Genomic DNA, 18,863 nt, shown 5'->3' on the forward strand with positions numbered 1-18,863 from the left:
TTATTCACCGAGTTCCCTGACGCGGCGGGCGGGGACACCGGCGTACAGGCCATTCGGCTCGCAGTCGGAGACCACCACAGCACCTGCGGCAATCATGCATCCGGCGCCGATGGTGACGCCAGCAATGACGGACACATTCTGGCCGAGCCAGGAACCGTCACCAATCACGATGGGAGCCTCAACATTTTTTCCTGCACGCTGGCGTGAGGGGCCCATCTCGTGGCTTGCGGTGCATAGGGTGACGCGCGGGCCCAGGTAGACGCGGTCGCCTATCTGGACTGCGCAGTCGATAAAGATATCACGGTTGATCCAGCAACCGGAGCCAATCCGAGCCCCTGGAAGAATCTCGGCGGTGGGGCACACGTAGGTGCTATCACCAATGGAGACACCGGCGGCGCGGAGTTTTTCGATGCGTGCCGCGCGGCGCTTAGTCTTCTGCTTCAGAAAATGCTGATGCTTGAGCTGTTTGAGAGTGTTGAGCATGAATACCTTCATAAGGGTGGGCAGGGAAAAATGCTCCCTATAAGTATTAAAGGTTACTATCTAATGGTAGCGGGATATCGCCCCGACGAGGCGATATCCCGCAGAAGTAGATAAGAAACCCACTGTTATATATAGCACATAAAGTAGACGTTAGCCCAGTATCTCGGAGAGCTCGAGCCAGCGCATTTCTAGCTCGTCAATCTCATCCTGAAGTGCCTGCTGCTGCTCGCCGAGTGCCGCTAAACCGGCGTAGTCGGAGGCGTCGTGCGCGCTCATCTGCTCGGAGAGCTTCTCCTGTTCTGCAGCGAGCTTGGCGAGGCGGCGTTCAATCGCACCGGATTCCTTCTGCGCCGCACGCAGCTCGGCACCGGAGACCTTCGGGGTATCCGGCTCAGCAGAAGCCTGCGCCGAGGAGGCGGCACGCGCCTGCACGCTACCGGCGGCAGAACCGCCAGCACCAGCTGCTGAGAGCGCCAAATACTCGTCCACGCCGCCGGGCAAGTGACGGAACGAACCGTCAATCACGGCGTACTGCTGATCGGTGACACGCTCCATGAGGTAACGGTCGTGGCTGACCACCAGCAGGGTGCCCGGCCAGGTGTCCAGCAGGTCCTCCATCGCGGCGAGCATATCGGTGTCCAGGTCGTTGGACGGCTCGTCGAGAATCAGCACGTTCGGTTCATCCAGCAGAATCAGCATGAGCTGCAGGCGACGCTTCTGACCACCCGACAGGTCCTTGACCGGGGTAGACAGCTGCGCACTCGTAAAGCCCAGACGCTCCAGCATCTGCGAGGGGGATAGCTCCTTACCATCGGCAATGTAGCTGCGCTTCTTGCGGCCAATCACATCCGAGACACGGTCGTTAGCGACCTCGTTGAGCTCGTCGAGCTGCTGGGTGAGGGTTGCAATCTTCACCGTCTTACCGTGCTTGACGCGGCCTTCGGTCGGCTTCAAATCGCCGGTGACCAAGGAGAGCAGAGTCGATTTACCCGCACCGTTCACGCCCAGGATTCCGGTGCGCTCGCCGGGAGCAATACGCCAGGTGACCTTCTTCAGCACCGGGCGCTTGCCGCCGGGCATTGAGGGGTCGTCGTAGACGACGGAAACGTTTTCGAGGTCGACCACGTCCTTGCCGAGGCGGGAGACCGCCATCTTCTTCAGCTCCACGGTGTCACGCACCGGCGGAACGTCCGCAATGAGGGCGTTGGCGGCATCAATGCGGAACTTCGGCTTGGAGGTACGCGCGGGCGCACCGCGGCGCAGCCAAGCGAGCTCCTTGCGCATCAGGTTCTGACGCTTCGCCTCCGCTGCGGCTGCCTGACGGTCACGCTCCACACGCTGCAGGATGTACGCTGCGTAGCCGCCCTCGAAGGGCTCGACGATGCGGTCGTGCACTTCCCAGGTGTCGGTACAGATTTCGTCGAGGAACCAGCGGTCGTGGGTGACGACCATGAGTCCGCCAGCATTCTTGGACCAGCGGGACTTCAGGTGGTTAGCGAGCCAGGTGATGGCTTCAACGTCCAGGTGGTTGGTGGGCTCGTCGAGCATCAGCACGTCCCACTCCTGCGCGAGCAGGGAGGCGAGCGCTACGCGTCGACGCTGACCGCCAGAGAGCGAAGAGACGGGTGCATCCCAGGGCAGATCGGAAACCAGGCCCGAGATGACGTCGCGGATACGGGGTTGCGAGGCCCACTCGTACTCGGGGGTGTCGCCCACAATCGCGTAGCCAACCGTGTGGTCGTCGTCAAGAACATCGGACTGGTCAAGGTAGCCGATGCGGGTGCCGCCGCGCACGGTGACGCGGCCGGAGTCCGGTTCGAGCCGGCCAGCAAGGATCTTCATGAGGGTGGACTTGCCGTCGCCGTTGCGACCGACGATGCCGATGCGGTCGCCTTCGTTCAGACCGACCGTGATGCCCTCAAAGATGGTTCGGGTAGGGAATTCGAGGTGCAGCGATTCGCCGCCAAGTAGATGTGCCACGCCTTCTAGGGTACAGGGTGAGCCTTCAGTTCAAGTAGCGCTCCAAGCTTTGATGAGGGGGTACTTGGCGGTGCTGAGAAAAGCTGTGGGGATTGCGGGGTGCGCGGCTAAGTTGAGCACAGATATTTGATAAACTGAGGAAAGCATTTCCTGCATTGCGCTGTTCTGTGCCCAAAATGGCGGTCAATGACAATGGGGGCCCGTAGCTGGGAACTCATATGAATGTATGGATAATCCGCCATGGTGTAATGGCAGCACAGCGGCCTTTGGAGCCGTTTGTCTAGGTTCGAGTCCTAGTGGCGGAGCGTAAGCACTCAACGGCACCGTTGATAGAGAGTTGGCGGTCCGCGCTCACTCCTCACTCTTACAACCTCGTCTAAGGAGTCTTCCCAGTGAACACTGAACTGGCACCCTCTGCAGTGATCGTTCTCGCCGCAGGCGCTGGTACGCGCATGAAGTCCGCGACCCCCAAGGTCATGCACGGCATTGGTGGTCGTTCCATGGTTGAGCACGCTGTCGCTGCTGCACGCGACCTGAGCCCTGAGCGCCTCGCTGTTGTGGTACGTCACCAGCGCGATAAGGTTGCTGAGCATGTGCTTGCGTTTGACCCTGAGGTAACCATCGTTGATCAGGATGAGATTCCGGGTACCGGCCGCGCTGTTGAGGTCGGTCTGAACGCTCTGGATGCGCAGGCACCCGTCTCCGGCACCGTCCTGGTGACCTACGGCGATGTTCCTCTGCTGCGCCCCGAGACTCTGCGCGAACTGATTGCCTTCCACGAGGAAGACAAGAACTCCGTAACTGTCCTGACCACCCACATTGATGAGCCCGGCGCCTACGGTCGTATTGTCCGTAACCAGGCTGGCGAAGTGACCGCTATTGTTGAGGCGAAGGACGCTTCCCCCGAAGAGCTCGAAATTACCGAGATCAACTCCGGTATTTACGCTTTTGACGCCGCTGTTCTGCGTGAGGCACTGCTCGAGGTGACCACCAACAACGCACAGGGCGAGAAGTACATTACCGACGTTCTGTCCATTGCTCGTTCGAAGGGCCACCGCACCTCCGCTCTGGCTATTGAGGACCGCTGGGAGGTTGAAGGCGCTAACGACCGCGTGCAGCTGGCTCAGCTGGGCCGTATGCTCAACAACCGTATCCTTGAGGCACACATGCGCAACGGCGTGACCATCGTTGATCCGCAGAACACCTGGATTGACGTTACCGTCACCATTGAGAACGATGTGACCCTGCTGCCCGGCGTGCAACTGCATGGCTCCACCACCGTTGCTACCGGTGCCACCATTGGCCCGGACACCACCCTGACCGATATGACCGTTGAGGCTGACGCTACTGTCATCCGCGCTCACGGTTTCGGTGCTGTCATCGGCGAAGGTGCAACTGTTGGACCCTTCGCATACCTGCGCCCCGGTACCACCCTGGGCAAGGGCGCTAAGCTTGGCACTTTCTGCGAGGCTAAGAACTCGCAGATTGGTGATGGTGCCAAGGTCCCGCACCTGTCCTACGTTGGTGACGCCACCATCGGTGAAGGCGCAAACATTGGTGCAGGCTCTATTTTTGCGAACTATAACGGTCTGGTGAAGAACCGCTCCGTTATTGGAGCACATGCCCGCATGGGATCCGCGGGTATTTACGTCGCACCTGTTACCGTTGGTGACGGTGCCTACTCTGGCGCGGGCGCGCTCATCCGTAAGGATGTTCCTGCGGGCGCCCTCGCCTACTCTGAGACTTCCCAGCGCACCATCGAAGGCTGGGTCCTGAAGAACCGTGCTGGTACCGAACCCGCCGAAGCCGCCAAGGCTGCTGGCGCTCAGGAACCGGCAGAATCCTAATTCGAGGAAAGAACAACACCATGAGTAGCGAGATTACCAACCCCGGTGAGCGCAAGCTTGTAGTGGTCTCCGGTCGAGCACACCCCAAGCTTGCCGAGGAGATCGCACAGGCTCTTGACCACGACCTGCTGCCCACCTCCGCATACACCTTCGCCAATGGCGAGACCTACGTCCGTTTTGAGGAGTCGGTGCGCGGTGCGGACGCTTTCGTGATTCAGTCGCACCCGGCACCCATCAACGAATGGCTCATGGAGCAGCTCATTATGATTGATGCACTTAAGCGTGCATCTGCTCGCTCTATTACCGTGGTGTCTCCTTTCTACCCCTACGCTCGTCAGGACAAGAAGCACAAGGGCCGCGAGCCCATCTCGGCACGTCTGATTTCGGATCTGTACAAGACCGCTGGTGCTGACCGCCTGATGTGCGTGGATCTGCACACTTCGCAGATTCAGGGCTTCTTCGACGGCCCGCTGGATCACCTCTTCGCGATTCCGGTTCTGGCTAAGCACATCCGCGAGCGCGTGGAAGACTTGTCCAACGTGACCGTTGTGTCCCCGGATACCGGTCGTGTCCGCGTGGCTGAGCACTGGGCTGATCTGCTGGACGGCGCACCCCTGGCGTTCGTGCACAAGACCCGCGACATTAACGTCCCCAACCATGCTGTTTCTAAGACTGTTGTGGGTGACATCGAGGGTCGTACCTGTGTGCTGATTGACGACATGATTGACACCGGCGGCACCATTGCTGGCGCTGTGAAGGTCCTCATGGACAAGGGTGCAAAGGAAGTTATTATCGCAGCTACCCACCCGGTTCTGTCCGATCCGGCTGCTGAGCGTCTGTCTCAGTGCGGTGCTGTGGAGGTCATCGTGACTAACACCCTGCCCGTGCCGGAAGAGAAGCAGTTCGATAACCTGACTATTCTCTCCATTGCTCCGTTGATTGCTCGCGCTATCCGTGAGGTCTTCGACGAGGGCTCTGTGACCGAGATTTTTGAGCACTAAGCCTCTAAAGCCTAAAGAAAGTCCCCCGCTGACCGTTAGATCGGTGGGGGACTTTCTGTTGTATGAGGCTAAAGCTAATCCGGCAGGAGTAGATATCTGTTCCTGCCGGGTTAGTGCTGTATTTAGCGCCGTGTGCTTAGTGGTGTGCCTGTGCGAGCCAGGGCAGAATCACGCGCAGGGACTGTTCCACTTCGTCCACTGCGACCTTTGCTGCTGCGGGGCCACGACGGTAGGGGTCTTCCAACCTGTCGATATCGAGCGGGCGGGCACCGTAGGAGTAGAGGTAGGAAAGCGGCTCGGCGCGGCGCGCTTCCTCACGGATACGTGCAACCTGCTTGAGTAGCTTGATCTTGGAGTGATGCTGGGGCCACTCGCGCACGATCCAGTCGGCGTGTACCTTCTCAGCGACCAGGATGATGGTGGCGTTCTCAATAATTTGCTCGTTGAGCTGGCGAGATGCGAAGCCCTCCGGGTTGTAGCCTCGCTTGATGAGCTCGTTAGCTACGTGTTCGTAGACGCCGTGGCCGACGAGGGCGCCGGTGCCTGCGCTGGAGAAGATCCACTTGTCTTCCAGACCGTACTCGGCGGCAAGGTGCTTGGAGATGACCTCGCCGGATGCGCTGCGGGCAATATTGCCGGTGCAGACGAAGACAGCTTCGAAGGGGCCGTCACCGCTAGTGCTACCGGTACGGTTGAGGTTTTTGGGGGAGAGCTTGAACTGCGGGGTGCGTTCGCTGCGGGTGTTAGTAGCGGGGGAGGGCTGCGCGTTTCCTGCGCTCTGGCTGTTGGCTTCTTTCGGGTCGGCGAGCTCTTCGGCATCAACGGTGGGCGCGTTGTGGTGGCCCACGCGGATGATGCTGGGGCCGGTGGTCTTGCCGCCTACGTCGAGGATGTCGCCGGGGGTGGCCTCGATGTTGGTGTGGGTGAGGGGCTGTGCGGAGACGGTTGCAGTGCCGTCGGCACTGAGCTCTTCCTCGGGAGTGACTTCCTGGCTGGCTACCTCGGCGGGGGAACGGACTTCGTAGTCTTCGATGGCTTCGCGGAGCGAACCGTCGGGGGTGATGGTACGGCTGGCTACCCCGCGGCGGTTCTTGCCCGCCAGTTCGGGGTTGCTCTTAATGAGGGAACGGACTCCGTCGGCAATATTTGCGGAGGAAGAAGCAACGGTCGCCGGGTGCTCCTCAGCGGTTTCTGCCGAGTTGGTTTTGTCCTCGGAGGAGCCCCACGCGTACTTGTCCTTGAGGGACTTAATGTTGAAGATGCCCATCAAAAAGCCTTTTCTAATTGACGTACCCAACAGTGAACAGGGAAGCCGGAAGTGTCGGGTTGGTTGAATGAATAGTATCTATCATACCGAGTTACTTGCACCTTCAGCGGTTCCTTTTCCTGTGTGTGGCGAATACCCATAAATGTCTTATGTTTTAGCTATGAAGTAGAGGTTCTTCTTTCGACTAAAGATGACCAAAAGTACAAGCTTGATGCCGAAAATGTTTAGAGGGTGCGTGCTAAAATTGGCGTGAAATGCTGGTCTTCTTCTCACTCAGGAGCCAGCGAGTACACCCACCAACGAGGACCAATGAAGAGTATTTATACTAAGCTTCGCCTGCTTTTCCCGGGACGAAGCTTTACGCTGCTTGTCTTTAACCTGATCGGCCTGTTCCTCCTATCTTTGATGGAGATGGTTGGTGTTGCTGCAATTCTTCCTATTGTGAATATTGCGATGGGTGCGGAACTTACCGGTTACCTGGCTGTACTTTCCGATATCTTTGGCAACCCTCAGCGTTCTGATTTGGTGGTCTATCTGGGTATCGTTCTGGTGCTCGCCTTTGTTATTAAGGGTATTGCTGCACTCCTCTTTAAGCGCTGGAGCCTGAAATTTACGGGTTACCAGCAGTTGGCGACGTCGACGACAATCCTCAATCATTACATGAAGGATAGCTACTTTAACCACAGGAAGTCTCAGCCTGAAGAAACCGCATTCCTGATTAGCACCTACGTGGTGTTTGCATACCGCGGTTTTGTGGGATCGATTATTAACTTTGTGGGCGATTTCCTGTCTATCATGGTGTTGCTCATCATGATTCTTTGCGTCATGCCGGTTCCGGCGCTGATCGCTTTCGCATACTTCGGCATCACCATTGCTGTCATGCAGTTCTTCTTGCGCCGCGGTAACGCGAAGTATGGTGAGATAACGGCACGTGCGGGTCGAGACGCTTTGCGCTTCCTCTTGGATGACATCAGGGGCTTCCGCGAAATTCGTATTACGAATGCACACAAGGCTGCTATCGAGCAGTACCGCGGGCCCGCAGCACGAAGCGTTAAAAGCGACGTTAACCTCTCGTTCCTGAATGACTTCCCCAAGTACTCCCTTGAAGTTATTTTCATTGTGGGTATCGCAGGTCTGTTGGCTCTGGTGACCGCAACTCAGGGTGCTGATGGTCTTCCTTTCCTCATGCTTTTCGCAACCGCATGTATCCGCATCCTTCCGAATGCGACCCGTATGATTGCTTCCCTGGGTGGTATTCGCGCGAACGAGTTCGCTAGTGAAGAGGTTGCTAAGGTTATTCGCTCGATGAGCCCGGAAGAGCAGCGCTTGCAGATGGTTGAGTTCAAGGATGAAATTGATCCGGCAACCATCATTAACTCGGGTATTGAGCCCGTGGATGTTCAGATTGATAACCTGGTCTACCGTTACCCGGACGGTGATAAGGACGTTCTCAAGGACATTCAGCTGGATGTGCCGGCTGGTACCTCGGTTGCTTTCGTGGGTGGTTCCGGCTCGGGTAAGACTACTCTGGTTGACTTGATTCTTGGTCTGTTGACCCCGACGAACGGTACGATCTCTAGCCAGGGTAAGGACATCCATACTGACCTGCATTCCTGGTACCAGAAGATTGGTTATGTCCCTCAGGACCCCTACCTGGGTAACGGCACGCTGCGTGAGGCAGTTGCCTTCGGTATCCCCGCAAAGCACATTGATGATGACCGTGTGATCTACTGCCTCGAGCTGGCGGAGCTGATGCCCGTCGTCGAGACCCTGGAAGACGGCATCAACACCTCGATTGGTGAGAATGGTAACCGCCTTTCCGGTGGTCAGCGTCAGCGTGTGGGTATTGCGCGTGCGATGTACCGCAACCCGAGCCTGTTGGTTATGGATGAGGCAACCAGTGCACTGGACAATGAGACTGAGCACAAGATTACTCAGACCATTAACCGCATCTCCAAGGAGATAACCGTGATTATTGTTGCTCACCGTCTTTCCACGGTGCGTAACGTTGATCAGCTGGTGTACCTCTCCCAGGGACGCATCGCGAATAAGGGAACTTTCAAGGAAGTTCAGGCTGCAAACGAAGAATTTGCGAACCTCGTTCGCCTGGGCCAGCTGCCCGACTAATTGTAACTATGGGGGTGATCGTATAGAGATATAGATACGGTCGCCCCCATATTTAGCCTTCTATAGCTTGTGTTTTCAGGCACCTCACTCAAAAGGACATATTGTGACTCATACCCCCCGCGTATCTGCGGTTATTCCTTTCTACGGCGAGCCGGAGCCGGTTCTTGCCATTATTGACACTCTGCGTGCTCAGCAGGGTGTTGACCCCGCCGATATTGAAATCGTCGTCTCGGATGACGTTTCGCCCACCCCCTTCCCCGAGGTTGAGGGCGTGACCGTGGTTCGCCGCCCTGTTAACGGTGGTTTCGGTAAAGCTGTGAACTCCGGTGTTGCTGCCGCGACCGGTGAATGGGTTTTCATCCTCAACAGCGACCTGGAACTGGATAACACCTTCGTCTCGCGCATGCTCGCAGCCGTGGAACGCCACGGCGAGGTGCTGGCTAGCCCGCAGATTATTGGCCACGACGGCAAGCAGCAGTGGGTCGCACGCAAGTTCCCCACCGCAGCGCATATTGCGTGGGAATGGTTCACTCCGCTGGCTCGTTTCAAGCCGACTAACTGGTGGCACCGCGGCGTTGGCCACGACGTTGAGGCATGCACCGGCACCTCGGACGCGAAGGTCGACTGGGTTATGGGCGCATGCATGGTCGTTCCTCGTGCGACCTTCAACCGCATTGGTGGCATGGATGAGCGTTTCTACATGAACAGCGAAGAGGTGGATTTCCAGTACCGCCTCTCGAACGCTGGTGTGGATCGTTACCTGATTCCTTCGGTAACCGTCACCCACGAGGGAGGCGGGTCTTCACCCTCCGAGCGCCGTGTACAGTGGCTGACCACTGCTCGTTTCATTTATGCGGATAAGTGGGGCTGGGAGAAGAAGCTTGCTGTTGCTCTGCGTGCTACCAGCTACGCGAACTTCCTGGTGAACTCGGTGCGCGGCCTGCGCAATAAGGATGTGGACGCTCGTGGATTCCTCGCCACCGAGCTGGATCGTATCGCCAAGGCAGAGCGCCGCGAGAACTAGGCGCGAAACGTGCGGAATCTACAGCGGTAGTTCCGCAAGATTTCTAGCGCTCTTCATAAGAAGGCTCACATAGAACGTAGGAGGCGACACAGTGCACTCGAGTGTGTCGTCTCCTGCTTTCGTTGTAAAATTTCAATAGGTATGTTTTGCCTCTAAGTAGCAGGTGAAACTTTCCGTTCCTCTTCACTCCAACACATAGCACCGCACGGTTCTACCCTGCGGGTTCATATAGCAAACGCCGACAGGATTCAATCCTCATATGACTCAGCCCAAACTTCTACTGCTCTCACCCGCGTTCCACGGGTACTGGAAGGCAATTCAGGCATCCCTGGAAGTGCACGGATACGAAGTGCGCACCCACATTTACGATGCCCCGGGTACTCTGCCCGAGCGCATCCTCAACAAGCTTGCCCACGAACTGCCCGAGAAGTACCGCCCCGAAAGCTTCGCAGCGCAGGCAACCCGTAAGGCTATTGACGCTTTCAACGAATTCCGCCCCGATATTGTGCTGGTCATTAAGGGCGATATGCTCTCCCGCGAATGGTGGGACCTGCTGGAGACTTCCGGCGTTCGCTACGGCACCTGGCTCTACGACGAAATGCGCCGCATGAGCTACACCGAAGAGGACCTGCACCACCTGGGCGCGCTGGCAAGCTACAGCCCGCTGGATGCACAGCACCTGCGTGAGCAGGGCTTCGAGGTGCTCGACATGCCTAACGCCTACGACACCCACTGCCCGGTTGTCCCCATGCGCGAGGACTCCATCAACTTTGTCGGCGCTAAGTACCCCAACCGTGAGGAGACCCTGCAGGCGCTGGTCGCTGCCGGTCTGCCGGTGCGTGCCTACGGTCGTGCTTGGTCGCGTCACCCCTACGATATTCTGCGCACTAAGCAGTTCAAGGATTCCGGCGTGCCCGCAGGCCGCGATATTGACCGCTCTGAGGCGTATGGCATTATGGCGTCCTCCCCGGCAACGCTGAACATCCACAATAATCAGGATGGTTTCACCATGCGTACCTTTGAGGCTCCCGGTGTGGGCGCTCTGCAGGTGATTGACCGTGCTGATGTGGATCGCTACTACATCCCTGGCGAAGAGGTTCTGGTCTACGAGAGCATTGATGAGCTCATTGAGATCTGTACCCGTATTTTCCGTGAGCCGAAGTGGGCTCGTCAGATTCGTGAAGCCGGTCAGAAGCGTACTCTGGCTGAGCACACCTTCGATCAGCGTGTCAAGATTTTGGAGCAGCTATGGGCCTAACCTATCCCGTTGATATTGATGCATGGGCTGCCTGGCAGAAGCGTCAAAACACCCTGCGCTGGGCTAAGAGCGAGGCTCGCGCTCTTGTGGGACGTCTGCGCGCAGGCGCGGCTGAACAGGAAGGCCCCGTCGGCGGCGTGCTGTACACCCGCGGTGCCGTACCCCGCGTGCTCATCGTGCTCGATTCGTTCACGCCGACGAGCCGTAACTCCCTATTGGAGCCGCTCAAGTACCTCGAAAACGTGGGTGTGGCCCTGTGGGTCCCTGAGGACGCTTCGGAGTACCTCAACGGCCAGTACGCCACTGAACGTTACGACCGCGATGCCTGGAGCGAGCAGGAAGCGACAGGAGACCAGTTGCAGGAGCTCCTGCCCGGTGTGCGCGTAGTTCTCTCCCTGGGCCACTACCTGGCACGCGGTGCGGCAGCCTACGAGTTCTCTCGCGCGATTGGCGCTGAGTACTGGGTGGTTCAGCACGGCCTGCTGGTGCCTCAGGCGCCGCCGCTACCGGTCGGATGCACCCTGCTGGCTTTCAGCGAAGCTGACGCAGAATTTTGGGCATCGGGTCGCCGCGATGTCACCACTCACGCGGTGGGTTCGCAGCTGCTCTACCTCGCGGCGCAGAAGGCTGCCGGTGCTGAGGCACAGAAGCAGAACGACCTGGAACCGATCTTCCTGGGACAGATGCACGGTGCGGAACTGCCGCGCGCATCCTTCGCGTACGCTTCGCACTCCTTCTTGAAGAAGTTTGGTGGAACCTACCGCCCGCACCCGAGCGAGAAGGATAAGCTGTCGGTGCTGACCCACAAGCTGTGGGAGAAGGAAGGTATCCGCATTGACCGCTCCGGTACCCCGCTGAACGAGGTGCCGAACCCGGTGGTGTCCATCTTCTCTACCGGTGTTCTGGAGGCTGCAATCCGCGGTATCCCGGCGTGGGTTTACCACCCGGCACCGCCGGCATGGCTTGTGGAATTCTGGGACCGCTACGGCATGAACCAGTGGGGTCAGGAACCGACCCCGGCACCGGTTCAGCCGAAGAAGGAACCGGCACAGCGTATCGCTGAACTCATGATTGAAACTTTGGAGGCATAATGCGTATTCTCTGCGTCATCCCCGTGCGCGGTGGCTCAAAGGGCATTCCGCGTAAGAACCTGCGCCCCATCGCGGGTAAGCCGCTGGTCGCATGGACCATCGAGCAGGCACTGGCTGCTAAGGAAGAAGTAGCCGGCGAGCACGAGCTGCGTGTTGTCGTCTCCACCGACGATGCTGAGCTGGCTGATATCGCCCGCGAGTACGGTGCTGAGGTACCGTTCATTCGTCCGGCACACCTGGCTGAAGACACCACCGCAACCGAGCCGGTCATCGAGCACGCCATCGAGTTCTACACCGAAAACGGTTGGGAACCCGAGGCTGTCATGCTGCTGCAGGCAACCAGCCCGGTGCGTCTGCCTGGTACTCTGGCTCGTGCGGTCCGCCAGTTCGCGGAGAACGGCAAGGACTCCATGGTCGGCGTGATTCCGATTGGTCCGTTCATCTGGACCTGGCACGCTGACGGTGAGCCCACCGCGGCGTTCGAGATTATGGCTCGCCCGCGCCGCCAGGAGCTGACCAAGGAAACTTTCCGCTACCGCGAGAACGGTTCGATGTACATTACTAAGACCCACGTGTACATGGACCGCCACAACCGCCTGGCGGGCTACCCCGGCGGTACTATTGACTTGTTCATGCTGGACGAGGTCGAGGGCGTCGACATTGACGCACCGATTGACTTCTCCGTGGCAGAGCATCAGCTCACTCAGATCCTGGCCGAAGGCAAGTAGCCTTCACCAGCGGCAGTACCTCGTCTGCTGCTCCCGGCTTGACCGGCACTCAGGCATTCAACTAAACACTCAAACGAAAAGGTCAAAATCGTGATTATTGAACGCAATATTGCCCCCTACGTGGTCTTCGCTGAAGACCCGATTCTCAACGCCCTGCAGAAGATTTCTGCTAACGGCCAGCGCATCATCTTCCTGGTGAACGAGTCCGGTATTCTGCGCGGTTCGCTCTCTGACGGTGACTTCCGTCGTTGGCTGATTGCTAACCCGACCGCATCCCTGGAGACCAGCGCCCTGGACGCTGCAAACACCAACCCGCAGACCGCACCGGCTGATGCTGATCCCGAGACCCTGCGCGCATACTTCGCGAAGGGTATCAACCACGTGCCGCTGACCGACGAGCGCGGTCACCTCGTGGCACTGGCGATGGATGAGCAGGACGTCCTGCGTATTGGTAAGCACACCATCAGCGAGGATTCCCCCTCCTTCATCATTGCTGAGATTGGTAACAACCACCAGGGTAGCGTTGACTTCGCTAAGGAACTGGTGGACCTGGCTGTTGAGTCCGGCGCGGACGCTGTGAAGTTCCAGCTGCGTGACATGGACGCTCTGTACCGCCAGCGCGGCGCAGCAACCGCAGGTGAGGACCTGGGCGTTCAGTACACCCTGGACCTGCTGTCCCGCTTCTCCCTGACCGTTGACCAGATGTACGAGGTCTTCGACCACGTCAAGCAGCACGACATGGACATCATGTGCACCCCCTGGGATGCACCCTCCGTTCAGGCACTGGTTGACTACGGTATCCAGGGCATGAAGATTGCTTCTGCTGACCTGACCAACCACGAGCTACTGCGCGATGTGGCTTCCCGCGGCCTGCCCATGCTGGTTTCCACCGGTATGAGCCGTGAGGAAGAGATCCGCGAGTCCGTGGCTCTGCTGCGTAACGCTGGCGCATCCTACGCTCTGCTGCAGTGCCAGTCCGCGTACCCGGCACCCTTCAAGGACGTCAACCTGGCGTACATGGACCGCCTGGCTGAGATTGGTCAGTGCCTGGTCGGTTACTCCGGTCACGAGCGTGGCTACCACGTGCCGATTGCTGCTGTTGCTCGCGGCGCGAAGATCATCGAGAAGCACTTCACCACCGACAAGACCCTCGAGGGTAACGACCACACCGTCTCCCTGTTGCCTGAGGAATTCAAGGCAATGGTCCAGCAGATCCGTGAGGTTGAGGCGGCTATTGGTTCTGCTGCTCCTCGTGAGGTGTCCACCGGTGAGCTGATGAACCGCGTGAACCTGGCTAAGTCCCTGGTTGCTACCCGCCACATTGCTAAGGGCGAGGTCGTGACCGAGGCTGACGTTGCTGTGAAGTCCCCCGGCCGCGGTCTGCAGCCGAACTACCTGCCGCAGTTGCTGGGCCGCACCATGCAGCGCGACGTTGAAGAAGGCTCGTTCTTCTTCGAGGGCGACCTGAAGGACGACCTGGTGACCCGCCGCGACTTCAAGTTCGACCGTCCCTGGGGTCTGCCGGTTCGTTACCACGACTACAAGCCGCTGATTGAAGAGGCAAAGCCGGACTTCCTGGAGTTCCACTTCTCCTACAAGGACCTCGAGATTAACATCGACGACGTCTTTGACTCCAAGCTGGACATGGGCTTCACCACCCACCTGCCCGACCTGTTCGCAGGCGACTTCCTGGTGGACCTGGCATCCAAGGACCCCGAGGTGTGGGAGCGCTCCATCGCCGAGGTTCAGCGCACCATCGACATCACCCGTGACCTGACCCGCTACTTCACCGTAGACGAGGATCCGGTCATGGTCGTGACCATGGGTGGCTTCACCAAGGACAAGCACATCCCCGCATCCGCACGTGCTGAGAAGTACGAGCGTATCGGTGAGGCGCTGAAGCGTCTGGACGCATCCGGTGTCCGCCTTGCGGCTCAGACTCTGCCCCCGTACCCCTGGCTGATGGGTGGTCAGCAGTACCACAACCTGTTCCTGGATCCGAAGGACACCGCAGAGTTCTCGCGTGCGTTCGACACCGCGCTCTGCCTGGACATCTCCCACACCATGCTGGCATGTAACTTCCTGAACATTCCGCTGTCGGAGGCTGTTGAGCAGCTGGCACCGCTGTCCATCCACCTGCACCTGGTGGACGGCACCGGCGTTGACGGTGAGGGCGTTCAGGTCGGCGAAGGCGATGTCGACTGGGCATCCCTGGGCAAGCAGCTGCGTGAGCTGGCACCGAAGGCATCCTTCATTCCCGAGATCTGGCAGGGCCACATCAACAACGGTGAGGGCTTCTTCACTGCACTGGACCGCCTCGAGAAGTGGCTGTAGAAAGTAGACACTCACTTATGAATTCAAACGGAGTTCCCACGGCCCTGTGGGTCGTTCCGGTTCCCGAGTTTGGTGGAGTAGCTCGGCACGTTGTCGATATGGCACGTGCCGGGCTCCCCGGCTTTAACCTGGTGGTTCTCGCACCCGAGGGTAAGCTCACGAGCCGTCTTGAGGAACTGGGCGTCACCGTCATCAAGGCTGAGTTCGGCCCCGACTACGGTTTTAAGACTTCTTTTGCTTCTTTGCAGAAGGCTGTTGAGCAGCTCCGCCCGGACATCGTCCACAGCCACCTGGCATATGCGGACGTTGTCGCAACCGCTGTGGTGAATGCTCTGCGTATCCGTAGCGTTATCAAGCGCGGCACCTGCGTGCCGAAGCTCCTGACCACTGAGCACGGCATTGCCGGTAATGACTCGGTGTACCACGGTAGCTCCTGGCGTTCTAAGCTCATGGAGACCGTGCATCGTGTGCGCCTGTGGGGTACCGATCAGGCGATTGCTGTTTCTCGTTCTACCGCTGATCAGATGCGTGCCAAGTGGGGCGCTCGTGGCGTGGAGCTGGTGTACAACGGCGTGGATATCCCTGAGGTACACGCGGCTGTTGAGCAACAACGTGTTCCCGCAGAGGGAGGTCCGCGTATTCTCTCGCTGTCCCGTCTGTCCCCTGAGAAGGGCATTGACGTGCTGCTGGACGCTTTTGCGCAGCTTCGTGCTGATTACCCGCAGGCTCATCTTGAGATTGCGGGCTCTGGCGATTTGGCGTCCGAGTTGCAGGCTCAGGCTCAGCGTCTGAACCTGGGGGAATCGGTGACCTTCAGCGGCTTCGTTAACCCGATTGAGGCGATGGGCCGTAGCGACATGATTGTTCAACTGTCGGTGTGGGAGAACTGCTCCTACACTCTGCTGGATGCTAAGGCAGCCGGTCTGAAGACGGTCGCTACCGCTGTGGGCGGCAACCCGGAGATCCTGGGCGCCGACGAGCTGGTGGACCGCCAGAGCGCAACCCTGACTCAGGATGTTCTGCAGGCTATGCGCGCGCAGCTACTGAAGGGCGAGTCTGAGCCTTTCACCTGGATTTCGAATGAGCAGATGGCTGCTCAGACGGTTGATATTTACACTCGTGTACTTCGAGGAGGCCGATGATGAGCCAGACTTCGCAGGTTTACGCGCATCTGAACGAACCCACCGAGAAGCCAGAGGTTTCGCGTTTCTCTGAAACTGTGTCTCGCGGTAGTAATTACGTCCGCCATCAGACCAGCCAGATTCGTATGCCTGAGTTCATAATGGCATTCCTCTTGCTTTTTGGCGAGGCGGTACCGGGTGTTGGTTTGCCCTTTAACCAGGTAATCATTCTTTTGCTGGCGCTGTACGGTCTGACCCGTAAGCCAACTTTTGACGTGAGTCATTTTTCGGGTCTGCGCGCAATTATGTTTATTGCAATGGGTTACCTCGCAATTGTCTCGTTCTACGGTGTACATTCCGAGGACGCATCGGATTGGACGCGTCGTTTGCTTCGTCTTGTAGCGGCAACGGTATTGATTTGGACTATTGCCGCTGGGCGTCTGCATATCCGCTCGATTATTCTGGGCTACTCACTAGCGATTATGTTTAACGCAGTAGCTTATTTTGCTGGGTTTGCGCCGGTGACTGGTTATTACGGTTTTTTGACCGGTTGGTTGAATGACAAGAACTTCTCGGGTCTGGTGTACTGTCTGTTTGGTCTGTTGATTCTGAGCTTTGCCCGTAACAAAATTGAAGTTATCGGCACTATTGCTGTTTTCTCCGGGCTGCTATGGGCTACGGGTTCTCGTACCTCTATCGCGGCGTATGCAGCGGGTCTGATTTGGATCGTTGTTGCTCACCGTATGAAGACCTTTGGTCGTATTACGTTGGGTGTAGCGCTGTACTGGTTAATTGATATCTTGACTAGTGATTACGCGCAGTCCGGCGTCTTTGCGGACCGTACCGGTACGGATGCGCTTCGTTCACTGATTGACCAGGCATCTGAGATTAAGGTTCAGGCTTCTGGCTTCTTCGGCCAGGGCTTGGGTGAGGCATACGTATACCTGGCACATACCGGTTCGAAGACCTGGTTCCTCCATAACTCGTACTGGTCTGCTCTGATTGAGGGCGGCTGGCCATGGATGATTCTGGTTGTTACCATCACCCTGCTCTTTATCGTGAACGTGTTTAGCGGCAAAAAGACTCTGCCGCCGAAGTTCTATGTTGTGCAGGGCGCTGGCGTTGCCATCATGATTTGTGCATCCCGTCTGGGCGAGGTGTTCTACACCTGGCCGTGGGCTATTGCATGCGGTCTTGCTCTGCGCGTGTTGTTGCTTGAGCGTGAACAGCGTTTGGGTACCGGCCACGATGAGGCAAGTATCGAAGGCTTTGACGAGCGGATTGAGGTTCGTGATGCTGAAGAAGCCGATAACCACGTACTAGCTGCCCAGAACGCCCATAAGGCGTAGAGGATATTCACTTTGTATCCTCTGCCTCGACAGGTAGTTTCTCTATGTCTTGAGCATAGCGCGCAACGCTTATTGGAGCGCCTTGTTCTGACGTATCCGGGGAACCTAGACGGTTCTGTAGAAGAACAATATCCCCTTCCCCTTGTGAATTGCTCTAGGAGTAGAACAATGAAGAAAGAACTGTATATTGCTACCAATAACGGTGATATTGGTGGCGGCGAGGTCATGCTTCTGAACATTGCCCGCGCAGCCCGTAACCTTGGGTACAAGGTCACCATTGTGGGCCCCTCGGAACCGAAGCAACTCATGGAAGCTGCCGCGGATGAGGGTTTCCCTCGCATTATGTTGCCTGCTAAGAACCGCGCACAGTACATGCTTGCTCTGCGTGCATGGCATGCCCAGAACAAGGACGTACTGCTCTGGTGCAATGGTCTGGTTCCCGCAGTAGCAACGGGTGGCCGTAAGAACCGCATCGTACACCTGCATCAGTACGCTACTGGTATCAATGCCAAGCTGGTACCGTTCGCTCGTCGTAATGCATCGGTTACTTTGGTGCCTAGCCGTTACGTCGCACGTGCATGCCCTGGTAGCGAGGTTTTCGCTAACTGGGTCAACGGTGTCTCAACTGAGCTGGACCATCACGTTGGCGATCGTCGTCTGCGTGTTGGTTTCTTGGGTCGTCTGACTCCTGCTAAGGGTATTCCTACTTTGTGCGAGGCGTTGAGTATCCTCAACAAGGACGAGATTATCTACGACTTCATCATCGGTGGCGAGCCTGTATTCGCTTCTGAAGAGGGCCGTGCTGAGGTTGAGACTGCTCTGGCCCGTGTCGCACCGTTCAGCACTCGCTTGGGCTGGACCACTCCGGACCGCCTGTTCTCTAACATTGACATGCTGGTTGTCCCCTCGGCGGGTGCTGAAGAGTCTTTCGGCCTTGTGGTTGCTGAAGCGATGAGCGCACGCATTCCTGTCGTTATCAGCGACGCTGCACCCTTGATGGAGGTCGTGGGCGGCAACGGCTCCTACCCCTACATCGTCCCGGTGAACCAGCCGCAGGTACTTGCTCAGGCCATTGAGAAGCTGGGTCAGGAAATCCGTGAAGAGACTGAAGAGCTGGCAGAACGTACCTCCGAGCTGTTCTGGCGTTGGCAGGAGAATTACTCGCCTGAAGCAGGTAAGGTCCGTGTTGGTGAGATTCTGGAACGTTTTATCCGCTAAGGTGCTTCTAACCCTATAAATCATTCCCAACGGAT

General features: G+C 57.9%; 14 protein-coding genes and 1 tRNA gene. 12 read left to right on the forward strand and 3 right to left on the reverse strand.

Annotation, left to right across the window (positions count from 1 at the left end; genetic code table 11):
- Positions 1 to 483, reverse strand: a complete 483-nt coding sequence (locus tag HMPREF2836_RS00625; RefSeq protein ID WP_070629036.1) for an acyltransferase — start codon at positions 481 to 483, stop codon at positions 1 to 3.
- 150 nt (positions 484 to 633) lie between these two features.
- Positions 634 to 2,463, reverse strand: coding sequence for an ABC-F family ATP-binding cassette domain-containing protein (locus tag HMPREF2836_RS00630; RefSeq protein WP_070629038.1), 1,830 nt, complete (start codon positions 2,461 to 2,463; stop codon positions 634 to 636).
- 234 nt (positions 2,464 to 2,697) lie between these two features.
- On the opposite strand from HMPREF2836_RS00630, the gene HMPREF2836_RS00635 reads away from it, so the two are divergent.
- The 3 genes from HMPREF2836_RS00635 (at position 2,698) to HMPREF2836_RS00645 (ending at position 5,311) form a co-directional block, all read left to right on the forward strand.
- Positions 2,698 to 2,768, forward strand: a tRNA-Gln gene (locus tag HMPREF2836_RS00635).
- An 87-nt stretch (positions 2,769 to 2,855) separates the two neighbouring features.
- Positions 2,856 to 4,310, forward strand: a complete 1,455-nt coding sequence (glmU, locus tag HMPREF2836_RS00640) for a bifunctional UDP-N-acetylglucosamine diphosphorylase/glucosamine-1-phosphate N-acetyltransferase GlmU (RefSeq protein ID WP_049352072.1) — start codon at positions 2,856 to 2,858, stop codon at positions 4,308 to 4,310.
- Positions 4,311 to 4,330: 20 nt separating this feature from the next.
- Positions 4,331 to 5,311 (forward strand): ribose-phosphate diphosphokinase, encoded by a 981-nt coding sequence (locus HMPREF2836_RS00645; RefSeq protein ID WP_070629040.1) that lies wholly within the window; start codon positions 4,331 to 4,333, stop codon positions 5,309 to 5,311.
- Between the two features lie 136 nt (positions 5,312 to 5,447).
- Here the strand turns inward: HMPREF2836_RS00645 and HMPREF2836_RS00650 are convergent, their stop codons facing one another.
- Positions 5,448 to 6,578: an arsenate reductase/protein-tyrosine-phosphatase family protein gene (locus HMPREF2836_RS00650; RefSeq protein ID WP_070629043.1), complete on the reverse strand. Its 1,131-nt coding sequence runs from the start codon at positions 6,576 to 6,578 to the stop codon at positions 5,448 to 5,450.
- 309 nt (positions 6,579 to 6,887) lie between these two features.
- Here HMPREF2836_RS00650 and HMPREF2836_RS00655 point away from each other — a divergent pair, with 309 nt between their 5' ends.
- The 9 genes from HMPREF2836_RS00655 to HMPREF2836_RS00695 all read left to right on the forward strand — a co-directional run bounded on the left by HMPREF2836_RS00655 (position 6,888) and on the right by HMPREF2836_RS00695 (position 18,828).
- Positions 6,888 to 8,705: an ABC transporter ATP-binding protein gene (locus HMPREF2836_RS00655; RefSeq protein WP_070616727.1), complete on the forward strand. Its 1,818-nt coding sequence runs from the start codon at positions 6,888 to 6,890 to the stop codon at positions 8,703 to 8,705.
- 103 nt (positions 8,706 to 8,808) lie between these two features.
- On the forward strand, positions 8,809 to 9,729 hold the full coding sequence (locus tag HMPREF2836_RS00660; protein WP_070616729.1) for a glycosyltransferase family 2 protein: 921 nt from the start codon (positions 8,809 to 8,811) through the stop codon (positions 9,727 to 9,729).
- A 259-nt stretch (positions 9,730 to 9,988) separates the two neighbouring features.
- Positions 9,989 to 10,987, forward strand: coding sequence for a CgeB family protein (locus HMPREF2836_RS00665; protein ID WP_049327938.1), 999 nt, complete (start codon positions 9,989 to 9,991; stop codon positions 10,985 to 10,987).
- On the forward strand, positions 10,978 to 12,078 hold the full coding sequence (locus HMPREF2836_RS00670; protein WP_070616731.1) for an RNA-binding protein: 1,101 nt from the start codon (positions 10,978 to 10,980) through the stop codon (positions 12,076 to 12,078). Before HMPREF2836_RS00665 ends, HMPREF2836_RS00670 begins: the two co-directional genes overlap by 10 nt.
- Positions 12,078 to 12,806: an acylneuraminate cytidylyltransferase family protein gene (locus HMPREF2836_RS00675; protein WP_070629045.1), complete on the forward strand. Its 729-nt coding sequence runs from the start codon at positions 12,078 to 12,080 to the stop codon at positions 12,804 to 12,806. Before HMPREF2836_RS00670 ends, HMPREF2836_RS00675 begins: the two co-directional genes overlap by 1 nt.
- Positions 12,807 to 12,896: 90 nt before the next feature.
- Complete coding sequence (locus HMPREF2836_RS00680; protein ID WP_005508905.1) at positions 12,897 to 15,140, forward strand: N-acetylneuraminate synthase family protein; 2,244 nt, start codon at positions 12,897 to 12,899, stop codon at positions 15,138 to 15,140.
- Positions 15,141 to 15,157: 17 nt separating this feature from the next.
- On the forward strand, positions 15,158 to 16,282 hold the full coding sequence (locus HMPREF2836_RS00685; RefSeq protein WP_070629047.1) for a glycosyltransferase family 4 protein: 1,125 nt from the start codon (positions 15,158 to 15,160) through the stop codon (positions 16,280 to 16,282).
- The gene (locus tag HMPREF2836_RS00690; RefSeq protein WP_246822786.1) at positions 16,282 to 17,610 is read left to right on the forward strand and encodes a hypothetical protein; all 1,329 of its coding nucleotides are present in this window, start codon (positions 16,282 to 16,284) and stop codon (positions 17,608 to 17,610) included. Before HMPREF2836_RS00685 ends, HMPREF2836_RS00690 begins: the two co-directional genes overlap by 1 nt.
- 168 nt (positions 17,611 to 17,778) lie before the next feature.
- Entirely contained in the window at positions 17,779 to 18,828 is a 1,050-nt protein-coding gene (locus HMPREF2836_RS00695; protein WP_070616737.1) for a glycosyltransferase family 4 protein, read from the forward strand.
- The last annotated feature ends 35 nt before the right edge of the window (positions 18,829 to 18,863 follow it).

The sequence above is a fragment of the Rothia sp. HMSC065C12 genome (assembly GCF_001812085.1).
Lineage (GTDB): Bacteria > Actinomycetota > Actinomycetes > Actinomycetales > Micrococcaceae > Rothia > Rothia mucilaginosa.